The organism is Klebsiella sp. KTE92, from assembly GCF_000398905.1.
GTDB classification, from domain to species: Bacteria; Pseudomonadota; Gammaproteobacteria; order Enterobacterales; family Enterobacteriaceae; genus Klebsiella; species Klebsiella variicola.
The window spans coordinates 3,086,275-3,109,805 of sequence record NZ_KB976100.1; the positions used below are offsets into that span (position 1 = coordinate 3,086,275).

The 23,531-nt window shown below is 64.4% G+C and carries 22 protein-coding genes and 1 pseudogene; 6 read left to right on the plus strand and 17 right to left on the minus strand.

Annotation, left to right across the window (positions count from 1 at the left end; translation table 11 throughout):
• Positions 1–313: 313 nt before the first annotated feature.
• The 7 genes and pseudogenes from A1WC_RS10805 to A1WC_RS10775 form a co-directional block, all read right to left on the minus strand.
• Positions 314–1,102, minus strand: a complete 789-nt coding sequence (locus A1WC_RS10805; protein WP_016161275.1) for an ABC transporter ATP-binding protein — start codon at positions 1,100–1,102, stop codon at positions 314–316.
• The gene (locus tag A1WC_RS10800) at positions 1,096–2,091 is read right to left on the minus strand and encodes an ABC transporter permease (protein ID WP_012967948.1); all 996 of its coding nucleotides are present in this window, start codon (positions 2,089–2,091) and stop codon (positions 1,096–1,098) included. The genes A1WC_RS10805 and A1WC_RS10800 overlap by 7 nt, the downstream gene beginning before the upstream one ends.
• Positions 2,072–3,109, minus strand: coding sequence for an ABC transporter substrate-binding protein (locus A1WC_RS10795; RefSeq protein ID WP_012541420.1), 1,038 nt, complete (start codon positions 3,107–3,109; stop codon positions 2,072–2,074). The genes A1WC_RS10800 and A1WC_RS10795 overlap by 20 nt, the downstream gene beginning before the upstream one ends.
• Positions 3,106–4,068 carry an ABC transporter substrate-binding protein gene (locus A1WC_RS10790; protein WP_016161276.1) on the minus strand — a complete coding sequence of 321 codons (963 nt, stop codon included), beginning with the start codon at positions 4,066–4,068 and terminating at the stop codon, positions 3,106–3,108. Before A1WC_RS10790 ends, A1WC_RS10795 begins: the two co-directional genes overlap by 4 nt.
• 5 nt (positions 4,069–4,073) lie before the next feature.
• Entirely contained in the window at positions 4,074–5,225 is a 1,152-nt protein-coding gene (locus tag A1WC_RS10785; RefSeq protein ID WP_016161277.1) for an acyl-CoA dehydrogenase family protein, read from the minus strand.
• Positions 5,212–6,307 (minus strand): annotated as a pseudogene (locus A1WC_RS10780) (LLM class flavin-dependent oxidoreductase). The gene A1WC_RS10785 and the pseudogene A1WC_RS10780 overlap by 14 nt, the downstream one beginning before the upstream one ends.
• Positions 6,308–6,451: 144 nt before the next feature.
• On the minus strand, positions 6,452–7,345 hold the full coding sequence (locus A1WC_RS10775) for a LysR family transcriptional regulator (protein WP_016161278.1): 894 nt from the start codon (positions 7,343–7,345) through the stop codon (positions 6,452–6,454).
• 106 nt (positions 7,346–7,451) lie between these two features.
• On the opposite strand from A1WC_RS10775, the gene A1WC_RS10770 reads away from it, so the two are divergent.
• A complete protein-coding gene (locus tag A1WC_RS10770; RefSeq protein WP_016161279.1) occupies positions 7,452–8,054 on the plus strand; it encodes a hypothetical protein in 603 nt (200 codons plus the stop codon).
• Positions 8,055–8,059: 5 nt separating this feature from the next.
• Positions 8,060–9,640: a rhodanese homology domain-containing protein gene (locus A1WC_RS10765; RefSeq protein WP_016161280.1), complete on the plus strand. Its 1,581-nt coding sequence runs from the start codon at positions 8,060–8,062 to the stop codon at positions 9,638–9,640.
• Between the two features lie 12 nt (positions 9,641–9,652).
• Here A1WC_RS10765 and A1WC_RS10760 read toward each other — a convergent pair whose 3' ends face one another.
• The 8 genes from A1WC_RS10760 to A1WC_RS10725 all read right to left on the minus strand — a co-directional run bounded on the left by A1WC_RS10760 (position 9,653) and on the right by A1WC_RS10725 (position 18,020).
• Positions 9,653–10,378 (minus strand): polyphenol oxidase family protein, encoded by a 726-nt coding sequence (locus A1WC_RS10760; RefSeq protein ID WP_016161281.1) that lies wholly within the window; start codon positions 10,376–10,378, stop codon positions 9,653–9,655.
• A 102-nt stretch (positions 10,379–10,480) separates the two neighbouring features.
• Positions 10,481–11,677 (minus strand): 3-(3-hydroxy-phenyl)propionate transporter MhpT, encoded by a 1,197-nt coding sequence (gene mhpT, locus A1WC_RS10755; protein WP_016161282.1) that lies wholly within the window; start codon positions 11,675–11,677, stop codon positions 10,481–10,483.
• A gap of 75 nt (positions 11,678–11,752) precedes the next feature.
• Positions 11,753–12,769: a 4-hydroxy-2-oxovalerate aldolase gene (gene mhpE / locus A1WC_RS10750; RefSeq protein WP_016161283.1), complete on the minus strand. Its 1,017-nt coding sequence runs from the start codon at positions 12,767–12,769 to the stop codon at positions 11,753–11,755.
• A complete protein-coding gene (gene mhpF / locus A1WC_RS10745; RefSeq protein ID WP_016161284.1) occupies positions 12,766–13,716 on the minus strand; it encodes an acetaldehyde dehydrogenase in 951 nt (316 codons plus the stop codon). The genes mhpE and mhpF overlap by 4 nt, the downstream gene beginning before the upstream one ends.
• Positions 13,709–14,515 carry a 2-keto-4-pentenoate hydratase gene (gene mhpD, locus A1WC_RS10740; RefSeq protein ID WP_012967940.1) on the minus strand — a complete coding sequence of 269 codons (807 nt, stop codon included), beginning with the start codon at positions 14,513–14,515 and terminating at the stop codon, positions 13,709–13,711. The genes mhpF and mhpD overlap by 8 nt, the downstream gene beginning before the upstream one ends.
• Before the next feature lie 10 nt (positions 14,516–14,525).
• Positions 14,526–15,392, minus strand: a complete 867-nt coding sequence (gene mhpC, locus A1WC_RS10735) for a 2-hydroxy-6-oxonona-2,4-dienedioate hydrolase (protein ID WP_016161285.1) — start codon at positions 15,390–15,392, stop codon at positions 14,526–14,528.
• 17 nt (positions 15,393–15,409) lie between these two features.
• The gene (mhpB, locus tag A1WC_RS10730; RefSeq protein WP_016161286.1) at positions 15,410–16,354 is read right to left on the minus strand and encodes a 2,3-dihydroxyphenylpropionate/2,3-dihydroxicinnamic acid 1,2-dioxygenase; all 945 of its coding nucleotides are present in this window, start codon (positions 16,352–16,354) and stop codon (positions 15,410–15,412) included.
• Between the two features lies 1 nt (position 16,355).
• A complete protein-coding gene (locus A1WC_RS10725; protein WP_016161287.1) occupies positions 16,356–18,020 on the minus strand; it encodes a bifunctional 3-(3-hydroxy-phenyl)propionate/3-hydroxycinnamic acid hydroxylase in 1,665 nt (554 codons plus the stop codon).
• Between the two features lie 177 nt (positions 18,021–18,197).
• Here A1WC_RS10725 and A1WC_RS10720 point away from each other — a divergent pair, with 177 nt between their 5' ends.
• From A1WC_RS10720 to A1WC_RS10705, 4 genes are all read left to right on the plus strand, one after another.
• Positions 18,198–19,010, plus strand: coding sequence for a DNA-binding transcriptional regulator (locus tag A1WC_RS10720; RefSeq protein WP_016161288.1), 813 nt, complete (start codon positions 18,198–18,200; stop codon positions 19,008–19,010).
• Positions 19,011–19,102: 92 nt separating this feature from the next.
• On the plus strand, positions 19,103–20,161 hold the full coding sequence (locus tag A1WC_RS10715; RefSeq protein WP_016161289.1) for an ABC transporter substrate-binding protein: 1,059 nt from the start codon (positions 19,103–19,105) through the stop codon (positions 20,159–20,161).
• Positions 20,151–21,158, plus strand: a complete 1,008-nt coding sequence (locus A1WC_RS10710; protein WP_016161290.1) for a FecCD family ABC transporter permease — start codon at positions 20,151–20,153, stop codon at positions 21,156–21,158. The genes A1WC_RS10715 and A1WC_RS10710 overlap by 11 nt, the downstream gene beginning before the upstream one ends.
• Positions 21,155–21,904, plus strand: coding sequence for an ABC transporter ATP-binding protein (locus A1WC_RS10705; RefSeq protein ID WP_016161291.1), 750 nt, complete (start codon positions 21,155–21,157; stop codon positions 21,902–21,904). Before A1WC_RS10710 ends, A1WC_RS10705 begins: the two co-directional genes overlap by 4 nt.
• On the opposite strand, the gene A1WC_RS10700 is transcribed toward A1WC_RS10705, so the two are convergent.
• A complete protein-coding gene (locus tag A1WC_RS10700; RefSeq protein ID WP_016161292.1) occupies positions 21,888–22,631 on the minus strand; it encodes a substrate-binding domain-containing protein in 744 nt (247 codons plus the stop codon). The two genes, A1WC_RS10705 and A1WC_RS10700, sit on opposite strands and share 17 nt — an antisense overlap.
• Positions 22,632–22,687: 56 nt before the next feature.
• On the minus strand, positions 22,688–23,524 hold the full coding sequence (locus tag A1WC_RS10695) for a shikimate dehydrogenase family protein (protein ID WP_008804475.1): 837 nt from the start codon (positions 23,522–23,524) through the stop codon (positions 22,688–22,690).
• Positions 23,525–23,531: the final 7 nt, after the last annotated feature.

The following is a 23,531-nucleotide window of genomic DNA, read 5'->3' on the forward strand; positions in this document are numbered from 1 at the left end:
TGCATAGCCTGGGGTCCTTCCCCTTCCTGTCGAGTTCGCAGGCCCGGTAAGGCGCAGCCGCCACCGGGCAAAAATGTGGCGCCTGGCGCCGGATGCCCATAACCGGGCAGCGCTGCGCTTGCACCGGCCTGCAACTGCATAGCCTGGGGTCCTTCCCTTTCCTGTCGAGTTCGTAGGCCCGGTAAGGCGCAGCCGCCACCGGGCAAAAACGTGGCGCCTGGCGCCGGATGTTCATTGCCGGGCGGCGCTGCGCTTGCACCGGCCTACCTTTCCGTGACCTTTGTCGCAGCCGCCACCGGGCAATGCGTTCAGCTTACCAGTCCTCCTCCTGGCCGAGGATGCGCAATATATCCTGACGATGCTGCAGCAGTTGCGGGTTATCGCGATGACGGGGAAAATCCAGCGGCAGCGCGAACTCGGCGATAATCCGCCCTGGACGCGGCGACATCACCAGCACCCGCTCGCACAGCAGCAGCGCCTCTTCGATATCGTGGGTCACCAGCAGGCTGGTATACCCCTGCTGCTGCCAGAGGGCGATCAGCTCCCGCTGCATGCTGATGCGAGTCAGGGAATCCAGCTTACCCAACGGCTCGTCGAGCAGCAGCAGGCGCGGTTCGTTCAACAAGGCGCGCGCCAGCGCCGCACGCTGCGCCATCCCCCCGGACAGCTGCCGCGGCCACGCCTCGCTGAAGGCCTGCAGCCCGATGCGGTCAATCAGCGCGTCGGCCTTCGCCTCCAGCCCCTTTTTGCCCTGTGCCTGCGGGCCCAGCAGCACGTTCTGCCGTACCGTCAGCCATGGGTAGAGCGTCGGATCCTGAAACACAAGGATCCGCTCCGGCCCCGGGGCGCCGGGCGCCGCACCGTCGATCTGCATCTGTCCGCTCTGCGGCGCTTCCAGCCCCGCCAGCAGCCGCAGCAGGGTTGATTTACCGCAGCCGGAAGGGCCCAGCAGCGCCACGCTTTCCCCCGGGCGCAGCTGCAGACTGATATTCTCCAGCACCGGTACCGTCTGTTTGCCAAGTGTAAACGCATGATGAATATGGCTGATGGATACCGCCGCGCCGCGCGCTATCGCCGGCGAATCTGGCGTCGCTGTTACCATTGCATTCCTCCTCGCTGCCAGCTCAGCAGCCGGTCACGCAGCATAAATAATCCGCTTATCAGGCCGGAGCATAACAACGCCATTACCAGCAGCGCGGCGTACATATTCGGATAGGCCGCCCAGCCCTGGGCCCACTGGAGGTAAAAGCCGATCCCTGACTTCACCCCGACCATTTCGGCGACAATCAGCACCGAAAACGACGCGCCGAGCCCCATAAACAGGCCGACAAAGACGTTCGGCAGCGCGGCGGGGATCGCCACCCGCAGGATCAGGAAACGCTGGCTGGCGCCGAGGGTCCGCGCCACGTCGTACCACGCCTTATCAATGCCCATCACTCCGGACCAGGTCAGCACCGTGACCGGGAACCAGGTGCTCAGCGCGATCAAAAACACGCTGGCGCCGAAGCTCGAGGGAAAAATAAACAGGCACAGCGGCAGCAGCGCGGTGGACGGCACCGGCCCCAGCAGACGTAACACCGGATGTACCCAGTAGCCAATCCGTTGCGACCAGCCGATGGCCAGACCGGTGATGAACCCGCTGCTGGTGCCCAGCAGCACGCCGAGCCCCAGCAGCCCCAGCGAGTGCAGCAGGCTGTCGAGCAGGCGCGGCCAGTCATCGTGCAGCACTTCGATCAGCGCCTGCGGCGGCGCGAAAAACGGTACCGGCAGCACGGCACTCTTGGCGGTCAGCCCTTCCCAGACAGCAAACAGCACCGGCAACAGCGCCAGCCACTTGCCGGCATGCCGCACACGCGCGCCGCGCGCTCGCCAGTAGCGATAGCTCAGCGCCAGCAGCAGTAATCCACCGCCGAGGGTGAATTGCGCCAGCGCCCACCCTTCGCTAAACGGCCAGCGCCGCCCGGCATCGGGCCAGGCCAGGGTAAACAGACCGCCCAGCAGCCACAGCGCGGCGGCCAGCAGCCCTTCTCCCCACAGCGGCGCGCGGCCGGTGGGGCGCGCCAGAGCCTGCTCAGGCGAATACGTTGGCATAGATACTCTCCGCGAACTGATGGGGATCGGTACCCGGCTTGATCACCTGCACCCGCTGCAGGTCGACCGCGTACTGCGTCAGCTCTTTCACGAATGCTTCGCCCACCGCATGATGGCCGTGGCCCTGCCCGTGCAGGATGCCGCTCACCTCCGCTTCACTGGTGTTCAGGGCATGGGCGAGGAAGGATTGCGCCACGCTTTCCGGATGCGCAGCGGCATAGCTGTGCGCCTCAAGGATCGCCTGGGTGAGCGCGGCGGCGGCCGGTTTATGGTCCCGCGCCAGGCTCCCGCTCACCCCCAGCACGCAGCAGCTGAGGTTGGCATAATCCCCGGTCATATTGCTGGCGATCAGCTGATACTTGCCGGTCTCCAGCAGACGATAGCTGAATGGCTCGCTGCCGCTGATGGCGGCGATTTCGCGCTTGTCCAGCGCCACGCTGAGCAGATCCGCCGGGTAGACTTTCCACTGCACGTCGCTGATCGGGTCGATACCGTGGCGCTTAAGCAGAATGGCGAAGAAGTTTTTATCCGGCCCGGCCATATCAGTGACGCCGATGGTTTGTCCCTTCAGGCTCTCGAGGCCGCCGAACGGCGAGTCTTTGGCCGTCAGCAGGTTCAGACAGCCGCCGTGGGTTCCGGCGGTGAGCTTGACGTCAAAGCCCTGCTCCAGCGCCTTCAGCCAGCGCAGCGCCATCCCCACCCCGGCGTCGGCCTTACCGGTGGCGATCGCCTCCAGCAGCACATCGGTGGAGTTGCCGAAGTTAACAAACTCAACGTCGAGGTTATATTTACTGAAAATCTTCTGCTGCTCGGCGACGGCGACCGGCGCGAGGCATACCGCGCTTTTATTGATCGCCAACTTGATCTTGTAGGGCTCTGGCAGGCGCAGCGCCGGATGGGCATCGCCGCTGGCCATGTTCGCCATATCGTGAGCCCACAGCGGCAGAGAGACCCCGGCCAGCGCCAGGCCGCCGCTGAGCTGTAAAAAACGGCGGCGGGAAAAAGTGTTTCTGGTCATGGTGTCACCTCGGCGGCGGGCACGCTAAAGCTGGGGTCAAAGGTCGGCTTCACGTCCAGCCGGGTGCGGATCAGGCCGTTGGCGAGATAAAAGTCCGCCGTTGCCTGCTGCTGGGTCACCGTTTCCTCTGCCAGCGGCTGCCACTGCGACTGGCGGTTGGCAAATTGCGCGCGGGCGATCTCCGCCGGGAAGCGGATGATCTCCCCCAGCGTTTTGCCGTAGCTGTCGAGATTGGCGTAGGCCCAGCGCTCGGCGCCGGCCAGGCGCTGGAGATAATCCTGCAGCGCGGCGCGTTTTTGCGGATCGTTAAGCGCGGAATCCGTTGCCGCGAGGAAGGTATTCCCCGGCAGCAGCCCTTTGCCGCTCACCAGGATCTGCCCCTCGTTGGTCTTCACCATTTGGGTGGTGTAGGGCTCCCAGGTCGCCCAGGCGTCCACCGAACCGTTTAGCAACGCCACTTTGGCGTCCACCGGGCCGAGGAACACCCACTGCACCTCCTTCGGTGAAATCCCCGCCTGCTCCAGCGCTTTCAGCGCCACGAAATGACCAATCGACCCTTTACCGGTGGCGATGCGTTTGCCTTTTAAATCAGCGCCGCTTTTTAACGTGCTGCCGGGTGATACCAGCACCGCGGTCCCCGCCGGGTTGCTTTTATCCACGGCAATAGCTTTGACCGGCGCACCGTTGGCCAGGGCGAAGAGCAACGGCGCATCGCCGATGATCCCCGCGTCCACGGCGCCCGCGTTGAGGGCTTCCGCCAGCGGCGCGGCGGCCGGGAACTCGGCCCACTTAATGTCGTAAGGGAGATTTTGCAGGGCGTTGGCCGCCTCCAGCTGCGAACGCATGCCGCCTTTTTGATCGGCGATACGCAGGGTAAGCCGCTCCTGCGCTGTCGCGTAGCCGCCCAGCGCCAGCAGCATCAGCGCGGCCGCCACCCGGCCTGAAAATGATAGACGCATCGTGATTATCCTTGTGATTGAAAGACGAAGTTGCCAGCTGCCAGCCAGGCGCTGTCGCTCTGTGGGGTATGTACCCGTCCGCAGAGCACGTTGCGGTAGTGGCGTTCCAGCGGGTTCTGTCGGCTCAGGCCATGATTGCCGGTCAGCTCGAGCGCAATATTCACCGCCTGAATGGCGTTGTCGGTGATGGTGACTTTCGCCAGATTGGCCTCGATAGCGGAAAAGCGCAGCGCGGCGGCCTGCTCCAGCAGGCTGCGGTTGACCAGCAGCAGCCCGGCGATCTGCCCGACTTTCTCCTGCACCCGTGGCAGACGAGAGAGCGGATGACCGAGACCGGCGGGTACCCGTCCCGCCAGCCACCTCACCAGCCAGTCGTGAGCGGCGTGGGCAATGCTGTCATAGATCGCCGCCAGCAGCGCCGTCTGCCGGTTGGCGAACAGGCGAAACGGTTCGGCCTCCGCGGCGGGTGGCGCATCGGCCGGCCAGACATCCACCGCGTGCTCTGCCGCCACCCGCACGTGGTTAAAAATAACTTCATGGCTGCCGGTGGCCCGCATCCCGGCGTGATCCCAGCTTTTCACCACGCTGATACCCGGGCTGTCGCCAGCCACCAGCCAGGTGCCCACCAGCGGCGGGTTATCATCGCTTCTGGCCCACACCGCCAGCCAGCGCAGCCCTTCAATGCCGGTGGTATAAATTTTATGGCCGCTGATGTCCCAGCCCTCCGCGCGACGGGTCGCCACGGTGTCCGGCAGGCCGCCCCGCGCCGGGGATCCCAGCTCCGGCTCGACGCGCAGGCTGTTGATCAGGCCACCGTGTTCGACAGCATCGTGAAAAACCTGCTGGCGCAGCGGCGCGTGCCAGGCGTCATTTTCCGCCAGCCGCAAATGGTGCAGATACTGCATGCAGACAATCAGCGCTGTCGCCGGCTCTCCCCAGGCGATGGCGGCGATGACCTGCTGCAGCTGGGCCAGAGTGGCGCCCGCGCCGCCGCAGGATGACGGCACGGCGAGACTTAACCAGCCCCCCGCGCGCAGATGGTCGATATTACGCCGGGGAAACTCGCCGCTGGCATCAAGGCTGGCCGCCTGCTCTGCCATCTGCTGGCGGAGCGCCGTCAGCTGCCGGGCCCAGTCGTCGCGCTCAGGATGGATCACGATGCGCGCTCCGCCACCGCACGCCGGGCGGCTTTTTCCCGGGCGATCGGCAGCAGCGCCCGGCCATAGTCGGCCGCGTCGTTCAGCGGATCGAAGCCGCGGATCAGGAAGTTACGCACGCCGAGGTCGTAGTAATCGAGCAGCGCATCCGCCACCTGCTCCGGGGTGCCCACCAGCGCGGTGGAGTTATGTCCGCCGCCCACCAGTTGGGCGATGCCGGTCCACAGACGTTTGTCCACCACCCTGCCCTGCGCCGCGGTGGCCCGCAGCCGCTGGGCGCCGATGCTGTCCGGTTTGGCTTTGAAACCCCCTCCGCGCTGTGCCGCCTGCTCGGTGGCGACGTGCAGGATATGCTCGGCTTTCTCCCAGGCTTCGGCTTCGCTGTCGGCGATAATCGGCCGGAACGAGACGCTGAAGCCGATATCACGCTGGTGTTTCGCCGCTTCGGCGCGCACGCGCTGGATGGTCTCTCCGGTTTGCGCCAGCGACTCGCCCCACAGAGCGAAGACGTCGGCATGTTTGCCGGCGACGGCGATGGCCGCTTCCGACGAGCCGCCGAAGTAGATGGGAAGATGCGGTTTTTGCAGCGGGCGAATGGCGGACCAGGCCTGCTCGGCCTGATAAAAATCGTTGTGAATATCCACCGGCTGCTCGCTGGTCCACACCTGGCGCACGGTGTCGAGGAAGGCGTCGGTGCGGGCGTAGCGCTGGTCGTGGTCGAGATAATCGCCATCCCGGCGCTGCTCGGCATCGTTGCCGCCGCTGATGATATGGACCGCCAGCCGGCCCCCCAACAGGTGCTCAAGGGTGGCGAATTTGCGCGCGGCGAGGGTTGGCGAAACAAAACCGGGGCGATGAGCCAGCAGGTAATGGATTTTCTGCGTCGACAGCCCCGCCAGGGCCGTCACCAGAAAGCCGTCGGGTTGATCGGACCAGTGGCCGACCAGCAGACGATCAAACCCGGCGGCTTCATGGGTTTGCGCAAAGCGAACGATATAGTCGCGGTCAAAGATCGGCCCCACCGGGGCAATCGTTTCGGAAGAGAGGCGGTGGCCAATCATGCCGAGAAACTGAATGCTCATGAACAACTCCTTGCGTCAGGGTAATGGAGTGGCCGCGACAGCGGCGCTGGTCATTACCCTATACAGAGTGTGTTAATGAGCAAAATGCATTTTTATCATATCTTAATATGCTGAATTAGCATTAAACAAAAATGCATAGTGCTTTCAGTCGGATACTGTCAGCTGCTGCACCACTTTGCTGGCGAAAAAGGTCAGCGGCGCCTGCAGGTTTGCCAGATACTGGGCGTGGATCAGCCACAGTGAGACCGCAGGCTGAAAATCGCTGAGATTGAGGACCGCGATCTCGTCCCGCCACGGGCTGTTGGCCAGCGCCGCCCGCGGCACCAGACCCAGTCCCAGCCCCTGCGCCACCAGCGCTATCTGCAGCTGCGCGCCCGCGCTTTCGACATTGAGCTTCAACCGCAATCCCTGACTCTGCAGCTCGCGAATGAGCCCGGCGCGCAGGCCACAGCCGTCGGGGTTAAGGATCCAGCCCTGTTCGGCGCACTCCCGCAGGGATGACGCGCGCAAATTCAAACGCCGGCCGACGATCGGCACCACCTCCAGGGGACACAGCAGCCGTCCGCTATAGCCCTCGGCGAAGCTTTGCTGGGCCGGCCCCATCGCCAGCATGCCGTCCAGCTCGCCGTTTTCCAGCCGACGCTGCAGCTGTCCGCTCCAGCCGCAGGTGATCTGTGGCGACAGTCCGGGAAACTGCTGGCTCAGCGCTGACAGCGCCGCCGGCAGGGCAATCTCGCTGAGACTCTGCGGCACACCGAGACGCAGCGCGCCGCGCGGCTCGCCTTGCGGATCCAACAGGCTGTAGAGTTTTTTCGTCTCACGCTTAATGCTCAGACACTGCTCGTACACCCGGTGTCCGGCGGCGGTCAGGGTCAGCGGGCGGGTCTGGCGCTCCAACAGCGTCACGTTCAGCTCCTGCTCCAGGCGCTGAAGACGCCGGGTGATGGCCGACTGGGTGATCCCCAGATATTCCGCGGCCTGATTGAGGGACGAAAACTGCACCGTGGCCAGCAAAGCGTCGATATCGTCAATGCGCATAGGATCCTTATGTGAAATTTGCATATTAATATATGCGTAAATTGCATTTAAATAATATTAACGCCTCTGTTAGCGTTTTGACCAGTCCCTCTGACAGGAACCGCACATGACTGCACCACGACTGGAAAAATTACGCCATTTCATTCATGAGGTAGACCGCCTGCACCGTGAACACCACCAGACCGCCCCGCTGCTTGACGCCGTGGCGCAGCGGCTGGCGGCGCTGGTGCGTTACGACGACTGGCTGCCGGAAGAGTACACCCTGCCGCATCCGCACCATTACCAGCAGTATCTGCTGCATGCCGACTCCGGGGAGCGCTTCTCGATTGTCAGCTTCGTCTGGGGACCGGGGCAAGCGACGCCGATCCATGACCACCGGGTGTGGGGGGCCATTGGTATGCTGCGCGGCGCGGAGGAAAACCAGCGCTACCAGCTGGATGCCGATGGCATCCCGCGCGCGCTGGGCGCCGCCACGCTTCTGGAAGCAGGCCAGGTGGAGAAAGTCTCCGCTGACGATGGCGATATTCATCGCGTCAGCAATGCGCTGGCGGATCGCGTCTCCATCAGCATTCACATCTACGGCGGCAATATCGGCGCGGTGAAGCGCGCCGTGTATACCCCGGAAGGGCAGCAGAAACCGTTTATCTCCGGCTACTCTAACCGCCATTTACCCAATATCTGGGATTTGTCCCGCGAAAATCAAGGATAACCACTATGCCCACCTACGCTTATCGCCAGGCCGCCGGGATACGCCAGGCGCTGCTCGACCGTCGTGAACTGGCGCTGATCGACGTCCGTGAAGAGGCCGATTTCGCCACCGCTCATCCGCTGTTTGCCGTCAATCTGCCGCTCAGCAAACTGGAGCTGGAGGTCCGCCGGCGGATACCGCGCTTCACCACCCCGCTCACCGTCTACGACAACGGCGAAGGTCTGGCGGAGATCGCCGTCGAACGGCTACGGGCCTGGGGCTATCAGGATGTGGCCCTGCTGACAGAGGGGCTCGCCGGCTGGCGCCGCAGCGGCGGCGAGCTGTTTCAGGACGTCAACTCCGCCAGCAAAGCCTTTGGTGAACTGGTGGAAAGCGTGCGTCACACGCCGTCGCTCAGCGCCCAGGAGGTTCAGGCGCTCATCGACAGCCGGCAGGAGGTGGTGATCGTCGACGCCCGGCGCTTCGATGAGTACCAGACCATGAGCATCCCCGGCAGCATCAGCGTGCCCGGCGGCGAGCTGGCCCTGCGGGTGGAGAGCCTGACGCCCTCCCCGCAGACGCCGGTTATCGTCAACTGCGCCGGACGCACCCGCAGCATCATCGGCACCCAGTCGCTGATCAACGCCGGCGTGCCAAACCCGGTCCATGCCCTGCGCAATGGCACTATCGGCTGGACGCTGGCCGGCCAGACGCTGGCGCACCAGCAGCAGCGGCAATACGATCCCTCCGCCCGCGCCTCCGGCGCCCGGGCCGCTGAGGTGGCGCATCTTGCCGAACGGGCCGGGGTGGCGGTCATCGATGAGGCCACGCTGCAACGCTGGCTGCAGCAGAACGACCGCACTACCTTCCTGTTTGATGTCCGCAGCCCCGAGGAGTACGCGGCGGGTCACTATCCCGGCAGCCTGAGCGCGCCAGGCGGCCAGCTGGTGCAGGAGACCGATCACTTCGCCAGCGTACGAGGGGCGCGCATTGTGCTGCTGGATGACGATGGCATCCGGGCGGCGATAACCGGCTCGTGGCTGGCGCAGATGGGCTGGGAGACGGCGCGGCTGAGCGCGCTGTCGGCCAGCCAGTTGAGCGAACGCGGGGTGCCGGCCGCCGAGGTGCCGCCCGGCCCGCAGGCGGAGGAGATAAGCCCGGCGCAGCTGGCGCAACAGCTGGACGAACCCGGTACGGTGGTGCTCGATTTTACCACCAGCGCCAACTTTGTCGCTCGCCATATCCCCGGCGCGTGGTGGCTAACGCGCTCGCAGCTGCGCCAGGCCCTGGATGTGATCCCTCCCGCCCAATGTTACGTGGTGACCTGCGGCAGTAGTCTGCTGGCCCGCTACGCGGTGCCGGAGGTGGCGGCCTTGACCGGTAAACCGGTGCAGCTGCTTACCGGCGGGACGCTGGCGTGGATCGCCGCCGGTCTGCCGCGGGCGCATGGCGACAGCGGCCTCGCCGTCGAGCGCCGTGACCGCTATCGTCGTCCGTACGAAGGAACCGATAATTCCGCCGAGGCCATGCAGGCCTATCTGGAGTGGGAGTATGGCCTGGTGGATCAGCTGGCCCGCGACGGCACCCACGGTTTTCGGGTGCTCTAGCGCGAGCGCGCCTCAGGCCTCGCGCAGGATCCACGAATACTGAAAGCTCTTCGGCGCCGGAAAATGGGTCCGGCGTCGGTAGGAGCCCAGCGACTGCGGGGTGCAGTAGGTGCAACTCCCCAGCCATTCAACGCTCGCCGGCGACACTCCCGCCTCTGCGAAGATCGCTTCGGCAAAGGCGCGCAAATCAAACCACAGATTATCGCTGCCGCGTGCGGCGGCTTTGAGCGCATCGCTGACCGGGCCCGAACGGGAATGAAACAGCCGCTGGCGATGGCGGGCCACCCGATCACCGCCGGGCTGGTCCAGCAGTTGCTGATAAAATCCGGCGGAGACTTCGTAACAGCAAGGGTGAATATGCGGCCCCACGGCGATGACCAGATCGGCCAATGCCACCCCCTGCTGGCGAAAACAGGCCAGACTGTTGTCGACAATGCCGCTGACCAGCCCCTGCCAGCCGGCATGCACGCTGCAGACGAAGCGACCGTCGCGCGAGGCGATCAGCATCGGCAGACAGTCGGCGGTCACCACCCCCACCTTTTGCCCGGCTACCGCGGTAAACACCGCGTCGGCGTGCGGGCGCGTCGGCAGCGGCTGCTGATAATGATGAACCTCATTACCATGCACCAGCTTCACCGGAGCCAGCTCGGCATAGGGAAAGGCGGCGGTTTCGTGGACATCGAGAAAAGCGTGGCGGATGCCAGGGATAGCATTGAGCAAACGGGAGGTGTAAGCCATAGGGACGATAAGCGTCAGGGAATGATGTCTTACCATAGGCCAGGTGACGCGGACAGGCAAGGCGGCGGCCCGGCATTTTTTTGCCAGACCGCCGGATGCGTCTCAGACAATCGCGGCGCGCTGCTGACGATGCATCAGCCAGAACACCGCCACGCCGGCCAGCACAATGCCGGGCGCCGAGGCCGCCATCACCCCGACGGTGCCGGTGCCGAGGGCCAGCATCTTGCCGGCCAGCAGCGGGCCGCTCATCGCCCCGAGACGGCCCACCGCCACGGCGGTGCCGACCCCGGTGGCGCGGATCGCTGCGGGGTAAAAAAGCGGCGCCAGGGCATAGAGTACGCTCTGGCCGCCGGTGGCGAACAGCCCGGCGACAAACCCCGCCAGCAGCATTCCGTTTAGCGACGACGCGCTGCCCAGCGCCAGCAGGGAAGCCAGAATCCCGCTGTAGATCAGGAGCGACATCCGCAGCGGGGTGAGCTTATCCATTAGCGCTCCCAGCAGCAGCGTGCCGCAGGCGGCGCCGATCTGCAGAGAGAACATCACCCCCGCCGCCTGGCTGGCGCGGAATCCCTGGCCCACCAGCAGCATCGGCAGCCAGTTGATCAGCATATAGACCACCAGCAGGGTGAAAAAATAACCCAGCCACAACAGCAGGGTGGCGGCGGCATGCCCTGGGGCAAACAGGGTGCGCAGCGGCACGCTGGCCTCCGCGCGCTGAAACGCCTGCGACTCCGGTAGCCAGCGCATCAGCAGCGGGATCAGCAGTAACGGGACCACGCCGCCAATCCAGAAAATAGTCTGCCAGGCCACGGCGAGACCGGAAAAGCCCAGCGCTGCCGCCAGCGCGGCGCCAATGGGTACGCCGCAGTACATCAGGCTTACCGCCCGGCCGCGGAAGCGTGAGCCAGCGGCTTCCGAGGTTAAGGCAATCAGGTTAGGCAATGCCGCCCCGAGCCCGACGCCGGTGAGCAGGCGCGCCAGCAGCAGCGTCGGGAAGCTCCATGCCACCGCAGTGGCCAGCGAGAACAGGCCAAACAGCAGCACCGACCCCAGCAGAATGCGCTTGCGCCCGTGGCGGTCCGCCAGCATGCCGCCCACCAGCGCGCCGGGCAGCAGGCCGAGGATCCCGGCGCTGAAGATCCAGCCCATCTGCATTTTATCCAGCGCAAAGGCCTGCGCCATGCCGACGGCGGCGATCCCCGCCGCCTGCAGATCCAGCCCTTCCATCAGGGCCACCATAAAACAGAGCCCGATGGTAACCACCAGGCGCGAGGGGTTTGCAGTCGTTATCTTGGTCATAGGGTACCTTGGCGATAGCCGAACAAACGGAGCAGGTGACTGGCGGCTGATGCTTTGTCAGCCGCACGTTTTTCGTTATTTATTGCGGTTAAGCAGATCCAGTGCGACGTCGACGATCATATCTTCCTGGCCGCCGACCATCCGCCGCTTGCCCAGCTCGACGAGAATATCCACCGCGCTGAGGCCATAGCGCTCGGCCGCCGCTTCGCTGTGGCGCAGGAAGCTGGAGTAGACCCCGGCGTAGCCCAGCGCCAGCGTTTCGCGGTCGACACGCACCGGGCGGTCCTGCAACGGCCGCACCAGCTCATCGGCCGCGTTCATCAGGGCGTAGAGATCGGTGCCATGCTGCCAGCCGAGCTTGTCGGCGGCGGCAATAAACACCTCCAGCGGCGCATTGCCCGCCCCCGCGCCCATCCCGGCCAGGCTGGCGTCAATGCGATCGCACCCCTCTTCCACCGCGGCGATAGAGTTCGCCACCCCGAGGCTCAGGTTATGGTGGGCATGCATCCCGGTGGCGGTCTCCGGCTTCAGCACCGCCTTCAGGGCACGGAAACGGTCGCGAATGTCGTTCATGTTCATCGCCCCGCCGGAATCCACCACATAGATACAGGTCGCGCCATAAGATTCCATCTTCAGCGCCTGCTGCGCCAGTGCCTGCGGGGAGATCATATGGCTCATCATCAGAAAACCGACGGTGTCCATTCCCAGCTCGCGGGCAAAGGCAATATGTTGCGCCGCGACGTCCGCTTCGCTGCAGTGGGTGGCGACCCGCACCACCCGCGCTCCGGCCTGATACGCCGCTTTCAGATCGTGCAGCGTGCCGATGCCCGGCAGCAGTAAGGTGGCGATTTTCGCCTGGCTGACCGCCTCCGCCGCCGCTTCAATCCAGGCGATGTCGCTGTGAGCGCCAAAGCCGTAGTTGAAGCTGGATCCCTGCAGGCCATCGCCATGGGCCACTTCGATGGAGTCGACCCCAGCCTTATCCAGCGCGCCGGCGATCTGCTGCACCTGCGCCAGGGAATACTGGTGACGGATGGCGTGCATGCCATCGCGCAGCGTCACGTCCGAGATATAAAGTTTTTTACCGTTCATGCTGTCGCTCCCGCCGCGCTGTTCATTGCCCCAGCCATTTGCTCCGCCGTCGCCAGCGCCGCCGAGGTCATAATATCGAGGTTGCCCGCGTACGCTGGCAGATAGTGCGCCGCCCCTTCCACTTCGAGGTAAACCGCGGTTTTCAGGCCGGAAAAACAGCCGACGCCGGGCAGGTTGACCGGCTTATCCTCGGGGATAACCTCAAACTGCACCTGCTGCTTCAGCCGGTAGCCTGGGACGTAAGCCTGCACTGCCGCCGCCATTTCGGCGATCGAGGCGGCAATCGCCTCCTGCGACGCCAGCTCGCTCAGGACGTAGACGGTATCGCGCATCATCAGCGGCGGCTCCGCCGGGTTCAGTACAATAATCGCTTTGCCCTTGCCCGCGCCGCCGACTTTTTCAATCGCCTGCGAGGTGGTTTCGGTAAATTCGTCAATATTGGCCCGCGTGCCCGGTCCGGCGGATTGGCTGGCGATCGAGGCCACGATCTCCGCGTAATGCACCTTCGCCACTCGCGAGACCGCGGCGACCATTGGGATGGTCGCCTGCCCGCCGCAGGTCACCATATTGACGTTGCCCTGATGGAGATTGGCCGCGAGGTTGACCACCGGTACGCAGTACGGGCCAATCGCCGCCGGCGTCAGGTCGATGACGCGGATCCCCGGCTTCGCTTCGCGCAGCGCGGCATCGTTTTTGATGTGCGCCCCGGCGCTGGTGGCGTCAAAAACAAAATCGATGTCGGCAAATTCCGCCATCTGCATCAGGCCGCCCACCCCTTCGTGGGTGGTCGCGACGCCCATGCGCCGGGCGCGGGCCAGGCCATCCGACTGCGGGTCGATGCCGACCATCACCGCCATCTCCAGATGCTGGCCGTGGCGCAGGATTTTAATCATTAAATCGGTGCCGATATTCCCGGAGCCGATAATGGCGACTTTACGTTTACGCATCACGATGTCCTTCTCCGGCGGCGACGAAACGTGCCGCGACTGAGCCAATACCTTCGATATGGGCGACAAAGCTGTCCCCTTCGTTAATCGCCACCATCGGGCCTAACGCCCCGGTCAGCACGATATCCCCCGCCCGCAGCGGTTCGCCGAGACTGGCCAGCTTGCGCGCCAGCCAGACTGCGGCGTTCAGCGGATGTCCCAGACACTCGCTGCCGCGACCGCTGGAGACCAGCTCCTGGTTGCGGGTCATGTGCATGGCGCACTGCTTCAGATCCAGTCCTGCCGGGCGCTGCGCCGGGCCGCCAATGACGTACAGGCCGCAGGAGGCGTTATCGGCGACGGTGTCGACAAAGCCGATTGACCAGTCGCGAATGCGGCTGCCCACCACCTCCAGCGCCGGCAGCACCCATTCGATGGCGTTATACAGCTCATCAAAGGTGGTATCGGCATGCGGCAGATCCTGCTTCAACACCAGGGCGATCTCGGCTTCCACTTTGGGCTGCAGCACGCGGCCAAACGGCACCTCGGCGTTGTCGCCGTAGCACATGTCGGCAAACAGAGTGCCGAAATCCGGCTGGTTGACCCCCAGCTGCTGCTGCACTTTGGGATGGGTCAGGCCCACCTTGCGGCCCACTACCCGCCGGCCATGGGCCACGTGGTGCTGGACGTTCAGACGCTGGATGGCATAGGCGGCGTCGGCATTGTCGACGCCGAGGATATCGCGCAGCGGGGCGATCGCCTGGCCGGTCTGTTCCGCGTCGCGCAGCTGCCGGGCCAGCGCGTCAAGAGAAAAAGTCATCATTTACTCCTTAAGCCCGTGCGAGGAAATTGAGCACCAGCTGATTAAAACTGTCGGCATGTTCCCACTGCGCCCAGTGGCCGCAGTCGCGGTAAATATGCAGTTCCGAACCGGCGATCCCGGCGAGCAGGCGCAACCCGGCGTCCATCGGCACGAAGCGGTCGTTGCGTCCCCAGACGATCAGGGTTGGCGCGCTGATTTCGCCCAGCCGCGGGCCAAAGTCAGGAAACTGCTTCGGGTTGGCTTCGAGGCTTTTGACGAAGTTGTCCAGATGGTCGCGGCGCGACAGCATATTGTTGAGACGCGCCTCGAACAGCGCCTCGGTGAGGTCGCGGGTGTCGAAGACGAAGATGCTCATCATCTTCTTCAGGTTTTCTATGGTCGGCTCGCGGTACAGGGCGTTCAGCAGCTTGATGCCCTCCGTCGGCATCGGCGTGAACAGGCTCATGCCGCCGGTCCCCCCGCCCATCAGCACCAGCTTCGCCACCCGCTCCGGCCAGCTCAGGGTGAAGGCCACCGCGCTATGGCCGCCCATCGAGTTGCCCAGCAGATGGACTTTATCGATCCCCAGCTGATCGATCACGCTTTTCAGAATCCGGGCGTTGAGGTCCGAACGTGAGCCGCTGTTGACGATAGCATCGCTTTTGCCCCACCCCGGACAGTCGAGGAGCAGCACGCGATAGCCCGCCTCGACCAGCGGGTCAATATTGCGGCTGAAGTTGGCCCAGCCGGTGGCCCCCGGCCCGGAGCCGTGCAGCATGACCACGGTCTCTTTCCCGTCGCCGCAGTCATTGATATGGATGCGCAGCGTGCGGCCCCCCTCGTCGACATTGAGGAATCGGCTGGTGGCGGCTTCGGTTTGCGGTTGATAGCTCATGTTAGTCTCCCGGTTAATCAAATCTCGGTGGTGGCGCTCAGCGAGCCGAACCCGGCGATCCACTCGGGGATCGGCCGGTAATAGCGGCCCTCACTGCGCCAGCGGCCAAAAGCGGATAGCGCGGCAAAAGCGGCCACCCAGGTCTTAATTTCGTGCGTCGATTTCCCGGCCATCGCCGACAGCTCGTCGTTGCCGATCGCATCCAGCTCCGCCAGCCGCCCCTGCTCCAGCAGGCTCATAAAGCGGTTGTCCCAGACCGGGTTGAGGGGATGGAGCGAGCGCTGGTCTTCGGTAAACCGTCTGGCGGCGTTGATCACCCGCTGCTGGCGCAGCTCGCGCTCGTCCGGCGGCAGCTGTTTTCCGCTGCCGAGCAGACGGTCACGCAGATGGGCGTCGGCCTTCGCCAGCTCCGGCACCGGCGGCTGGTGCGAGAGTCCGCCCGAGCCGAGGATCAGCACCCGCTTATTGAGGGTATTGAGGAAGCGGCCCATCGCCTCGCCCAGCAGCCGGGTACGTTGAAAACCCGGCAGCGGCGCGGCGACGCCGTTAATAAACACCGGCAGCACCGGCACACGGTCCAGGCCACCCAGCAGAAACTCCAGCGGCTGGGCGAAGCCATGGTCCACCTGCATGTTGTACGACACCGCCAGGTCGATACCGCTGTTGATCACGGCGTGAGCGCAGGCTTCCGCCAGCTCGGTCGGCACCGGCAGGTCGCCGGCGGCGCTGGCGAAGTCGCCAATGGCGGTGGCGCCGACGCCGAGGCAGAACGGCGGCATCACGTCATAGAAAAAACCGTTGTAGTGATCGGGGGCGAAGAGCACCACCAGCTCGGGATCGAAGGCGGCGATCCGCCGCCGGGCGTCGGCAATCACCCCGTTCACTTCATCAAGGACCGCCTGCTCCGGGTCCACCAATCCCACCAGCGGAGTGTGAGAGAGACAGTGCAAATAGGCATCCATATCAGGCCACCTTCTCTTCAGTGCGGGCGGTATCCCCGGTTGCGAGGGTCATTTTTTCCGCCAGGGCGGTCAGCTGTGCGCCGAGGGTCTGCGGGATGGCGAGAGCGGCGACAAAGCGGTCCGGTCTGACCACGGCAATGGCGGTGTTATGCTGAGCAAACCAGCTCTTCAGGCGATTTTGCGTATCGCCTACCCGCAGCGTGCCGGGGGCGTTATCCTGCTCGCGATGGATCTGCACCGCCGGCACCACCTGGATAAAGCGCACGCCAATCGCGCGCCAGCGAGCGATCTGCCCGGCGTCGAGCCCCCACTGCGGGTTGCAGCCCCAGCCGATAATGGCGAAATTCGCGCCGATGACGTCGTCGAGCAGCACGCTCTCGCCGCTCTCCAGCGTCACCTGAGGTTGAATAAACATTTTGCCCACCGGCGAGGTCTTGCCGGCGGCGTCGATCAGCAGCGCCCCCTCGCGGTACTGCGGCATCGGCTTAAAGCGCATTTCGAGGAAGTAGCGCTTCACCGGCGGCAGGTAGTTCAGCAGCCAGGAGAGACCGTCGCGCACGGCCCCCTGCCAGCGCTTCGGCGGCGCCAGCACGTGGCCGGCGGTGACCGACAGATCAATCATCGCTTTCGCGTGGTCGCGGCGCTCCTGCTGATAGCTGTCGAGCAGCGCCTCTCCCGCTTTACCGTTGACCACCAGCGCCAGCTTCCACGCCAGGTTGAAGGCGTCGCGCATGCCGCTGTTGTATCCCTGCCCCTGCCAGACCGGCATGATGTGCGCCGCGTCGCCGGCCAGCAGCACCCGGTCAATGCGAAAGCGCTCGGCAAGGCGGGCATTATGGGTGTAGACCCGCTGGCGGATCAGCTCGACGCGGTCCGGGTCCGGCAGCACTTTGCTCAGCAGACGACGCATATTGTGCGGCTCGCTGAGCTGGGCTTCGGTTTCTCCGGGCATCACCATAAATTCAAAGCGGCGCACGCCATGGGGCAGCGCGGCGGAAACGTAGGGTCGCACCGGGTCGCAGCACAGGTAAACGTGCGGGGTGGCCAGCGGGTCGTTAGCGATATCGATGACGATCCACTGATTCGGCGCGGTCTTACCTTCGAAGGGGATGTTCAGCGTACGACGAATAAAGCTGGCGCCGCCGTCGCAGGCCACCAGCCAGTCCGCGTGCACCGTCTCCCGCTCGCCGTCCGGTCCTTTAAGATTTAACGTGACACCGTCACCGTTCTGGCTAAAGGCTTCTACTTCGCGGGAGAAGAGGCAGCGGACCTGCGGGAAACGCTGCAGGCCGTGATACATCACCGCATCGACCTGCGGCTGAATGAAGGCGTTGCGCCGCGACCAGCCAAACTCATCGGTCATCGGCTGGATATCGGCAAAGCAGCGCCCCTTCGGGGTCAGAAAGCGCATGGCGTGCCACGGCGTGGTGTGCGGCAGCACGTCATTCACCAGCCCTACCGCCTGCATCGCCCGCAGGGATTCATCGTCAATGCCGATGGCACGTGGGTAATCGATCAGTGTGTCGAGCTTTTCCACCAGCAGCACGCTGATGCCCATCTGGCCAAGGTAGTTGGCCATCATCAGGCCAACCGGACCGGCGCCGGCGATGGCGACCTGAGCGGTATGCTGCACGGCGGGTTGAATATCGGGTGTAGATGTTGTCATTTTCAGCGACCTCACGACTCGGAAACTGCCCGGCTGACAGGCAATTTGTTAATCATGTGTAAACGTATTTTTATAATGGGCTGAGTATAGGGCGGGGGTTTTCGGCTACAATCAAAACATCGCCGAATGTGCACCAGGTGCACCACGCTGTTTATAAAGCATTTTAAGGAAGGATTTATGCGTGACGATGGGTCCACTGAGTACAAAACGGTGCGTGGGTTAAGCCGGGGTTTATTGTTATTAAAATTGTTAAATAAATTCGACGGCGGCGCGACGCCGGGCCTGCTGGCGGAGTTTAGCGGCCTGCATCGCACCACCGTGCGCCGGCTGCTGGAGACGCTGCAGGAGGAGGGTTTTGTCCGCCGCAGCCGCTCCGACGACAGCTTCCGGTTGACCATTAACGTCCGCCAGCTGAGCGATGGATTTCGTGACGAACATTGGATTTCTGCCCTCGCCACACCGCTGCTCGGCGAGCTGCTGCGCGAGGTGCAATGGCCGACAGACATCACCACCCTCGACGTCGACGCCATGGTGGTGCGCGAGACTACCCACCGCTTCAGCCGACTGTCGTTTCACCGCGCGATGGTCGGACGGCAGCTGCCGCTGTTGCTCACCGCCTCCGGGCTGACGTGGCTGGCCTTTGCCCCCGACGCGGAGCGCGACGCCATCGTCAGCATGCTGGCCGCCCGTCCGGAAGCTGAGTATCAGCTGGCCCGCGAACCGGAACGGCTGGCGGCGATCCTCGCCCGCACCCGCCAGAACGGCTATGGCGAAAACTTCCGCGGTTGGCGGCAGGAGGAGAAAATCGCCTCCATCGCCGTGCCGGTCTGCAGCCAGCAGCGGGTTATCGGCTGCCTGAATCTGGTCTATATCGCCAGCGCGATGACCATTGAGCAGGCGGCGCAGAAGCATCTTTCCGCCCTGCAGAGGGTGGCGAGTCAGATAGAGGCCCGCATGGAAGAGGAAGAAGTGTGGTACGAAATGCCTTGATCGTGATGAGGGTAAATGCGATCACCCATTGCGCCCGGCTTCGTTATATAATTTAATACATAACGAATTTTTCACGCCATTCGGGCCACACCATGTCAAAACACCCCTTACTGCTGGGCCTGACGCTGCTCAGCGCCAGCCTGTTCACCGACCAGGCCTTCGCCGACCGCACCGTCACCGACCAGCTGGGTCGCCAGGTCACGCTCCCCGACCACATCACCCGCGTCGTGGTTCTGCAACATCAGACGCTCAACCTGCTGGTGCAACTGCATGCCGCCGAGGATATCGTCGGCGTCTTAAGCAGCTGGCAGAAACAGCTCGGGCCGCAGTTCGCCCGCTTTATGCCTGAGATCGGGCAGCTGGCGACCCCAGGCGATCTCACCCAGGTCAATATTGAAAGCCTGCTGGCGCTGCGTCCGCAGGTGGTTTTTGTCGCCAACTATGCGCCGCCGGCGATGATCGCGCAGATCCAACAGGCCGGGATCCCGGTGGTGGCCATCTCGCTGCGCCAGGACGCCGCGGGTGAAAAAAATAAAATGAACCCCACCATGGCAGACGAAGAGCAGGCCTATAACGCCGGGCTGGTGGAGGGGATCCGCCTTATCGGCGAGGTCGTCGAGCGCCAGCCCGAGGCCGAGGCGCTGATTCACTACACCTTTGCGGCGCGCAAACAAGCCAATGCGCCGGTGGCCGATATTCCACCGAACCAGCGGGTGCGGGTGTATATGGCCAACCCCGATCTGAATACCTACGGCGCCGGTAAATACACCGGGCTGATGATGGCGCACGCCGGGGCGCTGAACGTGGCGGCCGCCAGCGTAAAAGGCGCCCGTCAGGTGTCGCTGGAGCAGGTACTGGAGTGGAACCCGCAGGTGATCTTCGTCCAGGACCGTTATCCGCAGGTGGTCAAACAGATAGAGAACGACCCGCAGTGGCAGGCGATCGATGCGGTGAAACACCACCGCGTGTGGCTGATGCCGGAGTACGCCAAAGCCTGGGGTTACCCGATGCCGGAGGCCCTGGCGCTGGGCGAGCTGTGGATGGCGAAAAAACTCTATCCTTCGCGCTACCAGAGCATCGATGTGGACAGTAAAGCCAGGGATTACTATCAGCGTTTTTACCGCGTGGCGTGGACGCCAGATGCGCGCTAACCACCATCCCTGGCGGTTGCAGGGTAGCCTGGCGCTGGCGACGCTGGCGATCGCGGTCGCCTCGCTCTGTTTCGGCCAGTACCCGTTAAGCCTGCGCGCCGTTGGCCACACCCTGGTCCATTTGCCGCCAGGTGAAGGGGTGATCGGGCAGATCGTCTGGTCGGTTCGCCTGCCGCGCGTGGTCATGGCTCTGCTGGCCGGGGGCGCGCTGGGGCTGTGCGGCGCCACCTTGCAGGGCGTGTTCCAGAACCCGCTGGTGGACCCGCACATCATCGGGGTGACCGCCGGCTCCGCCTTCGGCGGCACGCTGGCGATCCTGTTGGGCGTCGGCGGTCTGCTGATGATGGCCTCGACCTTTTTCTTCGGCCTCATCGCGCTGGGGCTGATTTACGCCCTCGCCGCCCTGCAGGGGCGGGACAGCACGCTGGGGCTGATTCTGTCCGGGATCATTCTCAGCGGCTTCTTCGCCGCGCTGGTCAGCCTGATGCAGTACCTCGCCGATAGCGAAGAGACGTTACCGAACATTGTTTTCTGGCTGCTCGGCAGCTTCGCGACCGCCAGCTGGCATAAGGTTCTGCTTATGTCCCTGCCCATGGCGCTAGCCGCCGGGGTGCTGTGGAAGCTGCGCTGGCGTATCAACCTGCTGGCGCTGGAGGAACGCGATGCCCGCAGTCTTGGCGTTCCGGTGGCCGCGCTGCGTCGCGGCGTGCTGGTGTGCTGTGCAGTGCTGGTGGCAGCCCAGGTGGCGGTCAGCGGCAGCATCGCCTGGATGGGGCTGGTGGTCCCGCACCTCGCCCGTCTGCTGGTGGGCGCTGACCATCGTCGCCTGCTGCCCACCGCCTTCTGGCTTGGCGCCGCGCTGATGCTGGTGGTGGACGATCTGGCGCGCACGCTGACCCAGGCGGAAATCCCGATCGGGATCATCACTGCCCTGCTCGGGGCGCCGCTGTTTACCTTTTTACTGGTGCAATCCCGGCGCCGGAGTACCGCCCGATGAACAGCTCATTATCGCTGGAAGCGCTACGCTACGGCCACCGTCAGCCGCTCTTCGCCCCGCTCACGCTGACCTGCCGGCCCGGTGAGATCTGGGCGGTGCTGGGCGCCAATGGCCGGGGAAAAAGTACCCTGCTGGACACCCTGACCGGCGTGTTGCCGCCGCTGGGCGGCCAGGTGCAGTGCGAGGGGGGCATCGCCCTGGTCCCGCAGTCGTTTCGTCCCGCTTTTCGCTGGCGCGTGAGCGATGTGGTGCTGATGGGCCGCGCCCGTCATGTGGATCTCTTTGCCCAGCCTGGCGAGGAGGATGCCCGGCGGGTTGAGAACGCGCTGACGCAGCTGGGGATTGCCGCCCTGGCCGGGGATGACTTCGGCGCCCTCTCCGGCGGCCAGCAGCAGCTGGTGCTGATTGCCCGCGCGCTGGTCAGCGCCAGCCAGAATATCCTGCTGGATGAGCCCTGCTCGGCGCTGGACCTCGGTAACCAGCAGGTGGTATTGCAGCTGATCGGCGACCTCGCTCACCGCCAGGCACGCACCGTCCTGTTCACGACCCATGATCCAAACCATGCGCTGCAGGTGGCCAGCCATACGCTGCTGCTTCTGCCGGAGGGCCAGTGGCTGGCAGGCGAGACCGCCGACGTGCTGAGCGAAACGCACCTCCGGCAAGCGTACGGCCTGCCGGTACGTCTGATCCACTATGCCGCCTCCGCGTCCCCTCTGCTGGCGCCGGGGTTTACTCTGCGTCGCTGAACGGCATAAAACCCGCCTGCCGGAGATACCTCTGGCCAACGTCGCCGAGTATAAAGCGATACAGGGCCAGTGCGGCGGGATCCGCCCTGAGGCGCGCCAGCTGGTAATCGCAGCGAATATTCCACGGCGCCGGGATGGTCAGGGTACGCAGATCGTCGCAGGCGGCCAGCGCGGGGCCATAGTGCGCGTAGCCGATAAACAGATCCGCCAGATTCTGGCGAATAAGCCACGCGCCGGCTATCTCGCCCGGCGGCACGCTCAGTGAGTCTCTACCGCCGACCCGCGGCTGCGCCCGCCCGGCTATCGCGTTGCCCAACCCAGGATAGTGCGCCTCAATTCGGGCAAACAGTTGCCAGGTATAATCTCCCGACGGATCGCATCCCGGCGTGGAGGTCGCCAGCCGCAGGCGGGGCGTGCTGAGCAGCGCCAGCCAGTCCAGGCCATCGTTGTCCGGCGACCGCCGGGCGGTCAGCATCAGCTGGTTGCCGGCAAATCCCTGGCATTCCTGCGCCAGACCGACCTGCAGCAGCGCCTGCGGGTGCGCCGCGTTGGCGGACGCAAAAACCGTGCACGGCGCCCCGGCCTCGATCCGCTCGCGCAGCAGGCCGGCAGGGCCAAACTGCGCATCGACCGCCAGGCCAGTGTGCTGCTGAAAGTGCGCCACCAGCGGTAGGAAAGCGCTTCTCAGGCTTCCCGCCGCCAGCAGCGTGAGAGGAGTGGACATCATAGATAGTCGCTATAAACCGGATAATATAACGCTATATTACCCGGTTTGCCGTCGCGTCAGTAGCGAATTTCTGCCAGCGCGCGCAGCTGCTCAGGGGTGGCTACCGGCAGGTCGAAAAAGCGCAGATAGGCGGGGATCATTTCAAACAACATGTCGGTCCCGCGCTGGATATGGCACTGTCGCGCCTGAGCGGCCCTCAGCAGCGGGGTGTACTCCTGGGTCATCACCACCTCCCCCACCCAGGTGCCTGGCGCCAGACGGTCAACGTCCAGCGGCAGCGGATCGCTGGCCTTCATCCCCAGCGGGGTGGCATTGACCACCAGCTCGTGTCCGACAGGGTCGTGCTGCATCAGGGTGATATCGAGCTGCGGATAGTGCTGATGCAGCCGTCCGGCGAGGGCGTGCGCCACCTCGGGCCGGGTATCGTACAGGGTCAGGGCGCTGACTCCCGCCGCCGCGAGAGAGGCGGCGATAGCCGATCCTACCCCGCCGCTGCCGACCACCAGCGCCCGCGTCCCCTGCGGATTAAACCCTTTACGACGCAGGCCCAGCACAAAGCCGTCGCCATCGAACATATCCCCGGAGAGGCTGCCGTCGGCCTCGCGACGGATGGCATTGCAGGCGCCAGCGATGGCCGCCGTCGGGCTCAGGCGCTGGACCAGATCGCAGGTGGCGATTTTATGCGGCATCGTCACCAGCGCGCCGATGATGTTGGTCATCGTAAACAGCGGCGGAATAAACGCGGCGTAGTCCTCCGGCCTGACCCCCATCGGCACCACCTTTACGTCCACCTGCTGGTCGACGAACCACGGGTTATAGATCATCGGCGCCTTAAAACTGGCGGTCGGATAGCCAAGGTGCGCTATCAGCCGCGTATTTCCACTAATCACCATGCCTTGC

Excerpts from the sequence above, each read along its gene's own strand:
- A1WC_RS10805 (WP_016161275.1), bottom strand. The coding sequence starts at position 1,102 with ATGGTAACAGCGACGCCAGATTCGCCGGCGATAGCGCGCGGCGCGGCG.
- A1WC_RS10800 (WP_012967948.1), bottom strand. The coding sequence starts at position 2,091 with ATGCCAACGTATTCGCCTGAGCAGGCTCTGGCGCGCCCCACCGGCCGC.
- A1WC_RS10795 (WP_012541420.1), bottom strand. The coding sequence starts at position 3,109 with ATGACCAGAAACACTTTTTCCCGCCGCCGTTTTTTACAGCTCAGCGGC.
- A1WC_RS10790 (WP_016161276.1), bottom strand. The coding sequence starts at position 4,068 with ATGCGTCTATCATTTTCAGGCCGGGTGGCGGCCGCGCTGATGCTGCTG.
- A1WC_RS10775 (WP_016161278.1), bottom strand. The coding sequence starts at position 7,345 with ATGCGCATTGACGATATCGACGCTTTGCTGGCCACGGTGCAGTTTTCG.
- A1WC_RS10770 (WP_016161279.1), top strand. The coding sequence starts at position 7,452 with ATGACTGCACCACGACTGGAAAAATTACGCCATTTCATTCATGAGGTA.
- A1WC_RS10765 (WP_016161280.1), top strand. The coding sequence starts at position 8,060 with ATGCCCACCTACGCTTATCGCCAGGCCGCCGGGATACGCCAGGCGCTG.
- A1WC_RS10760 (WP_016161281.1), bottom strand. The coding sequence starts at position 10,378 with ATGGCTTACACCTCCCGTTTGCTCAATGCTATCCCTGGCATCCGCCAC.
- mhpT (WP_016161282.1), bottom strand. The coding sequence starts at position 11,677 with ATGACCAAGATAACGACTGCAAACCCCTCGCGCCTGGTGGTTACCATC.
- mhpE (WP_016161283.1), bottom strand. The coding sequence starts at position 12,769 with ATGAACGGTAAAAAACTTTATATCTCGGACGTGACGCTGCGCGATGGC.
- mhpF (WP_016161284.1), bottom strand. The coding sequence starts at position 13,716 with ATGCGTAAACGTAAAGTCGCCATTATCGGCTCCGGGAATATCGGCACC.
- mhpD (WP_012967940.1), bottom strand. The coding sequence starts at position 14,515 with ATGACTTTTTCTCTTGACGCGCTGGCCCGGCAGCTGCGCGACGCGGAA.
- mhpC (WP_016161285.1), bottom strand. The coding sequence starts at position 15,392 with ATGAGCTATCAACCGCAAACCGAAGCCGCCACCAGCCGATTCCTCAAT.
- mhpB (WP_016161286.1), bottom strand. The coding sequence starts at position 16,354 with ATGGATGCCTATTTGCACTGTCTCTCTCACACTCCGCTGGTGGGATTG.
- A1WC_RS10725 (WP_016161287.1), bottom strand. The coding sequence starts at position 18,020 with ATGACAACATCTACACCCGATATTCAACCCGCCGTGCAGCATACCGCT.
- A1WC_RS10720 (WP_016161288.1), top strand. The coding sequence starts at position 18,198 with ATGCGTGACGATGGGTCCACTGAGTACAAAACGGTGCGTGGGTTAAGC.
- A1WC_RS10715 (WP_016161289.1), top strand. The coding sequence starts at position 19,103 with ATGTCAAAACACCCCTTACTGCTGGGCCTGACGCTGCTCAGCGCCAGC.
- A1WC_RS10710 (WP_016161290.1), top strand. The coding sequence starts at position 20,151 with ATGCGCGCTAACCACCATCCCTGGCGGTTGCAGGGTAGCCTGGCGCTG.
- A1WC_RS10705 (WP_016161291.1), top strand. The coding sequence starts at position 21,155 with ATGAACAGCTCATTATCGCTGGAAGCGCTACGCTACGGCCACCGTCAG.
- A1WC_RS10700 (WP_016161292.1), bottom strand. The coding sequence starts at position 22,631 with ATGATGTCCACTCCTCTCACGCTGCTGGCGGCGGGAAGCCTGAGAAGC.
- A1WC_RS10695 (WP_008804475.1), bottom strand. The coding sequence starts at position 23,524 with ATGGTGATTAGTGGAAATACGCGGCTGATAGCGCACCTTGGCTATCCG.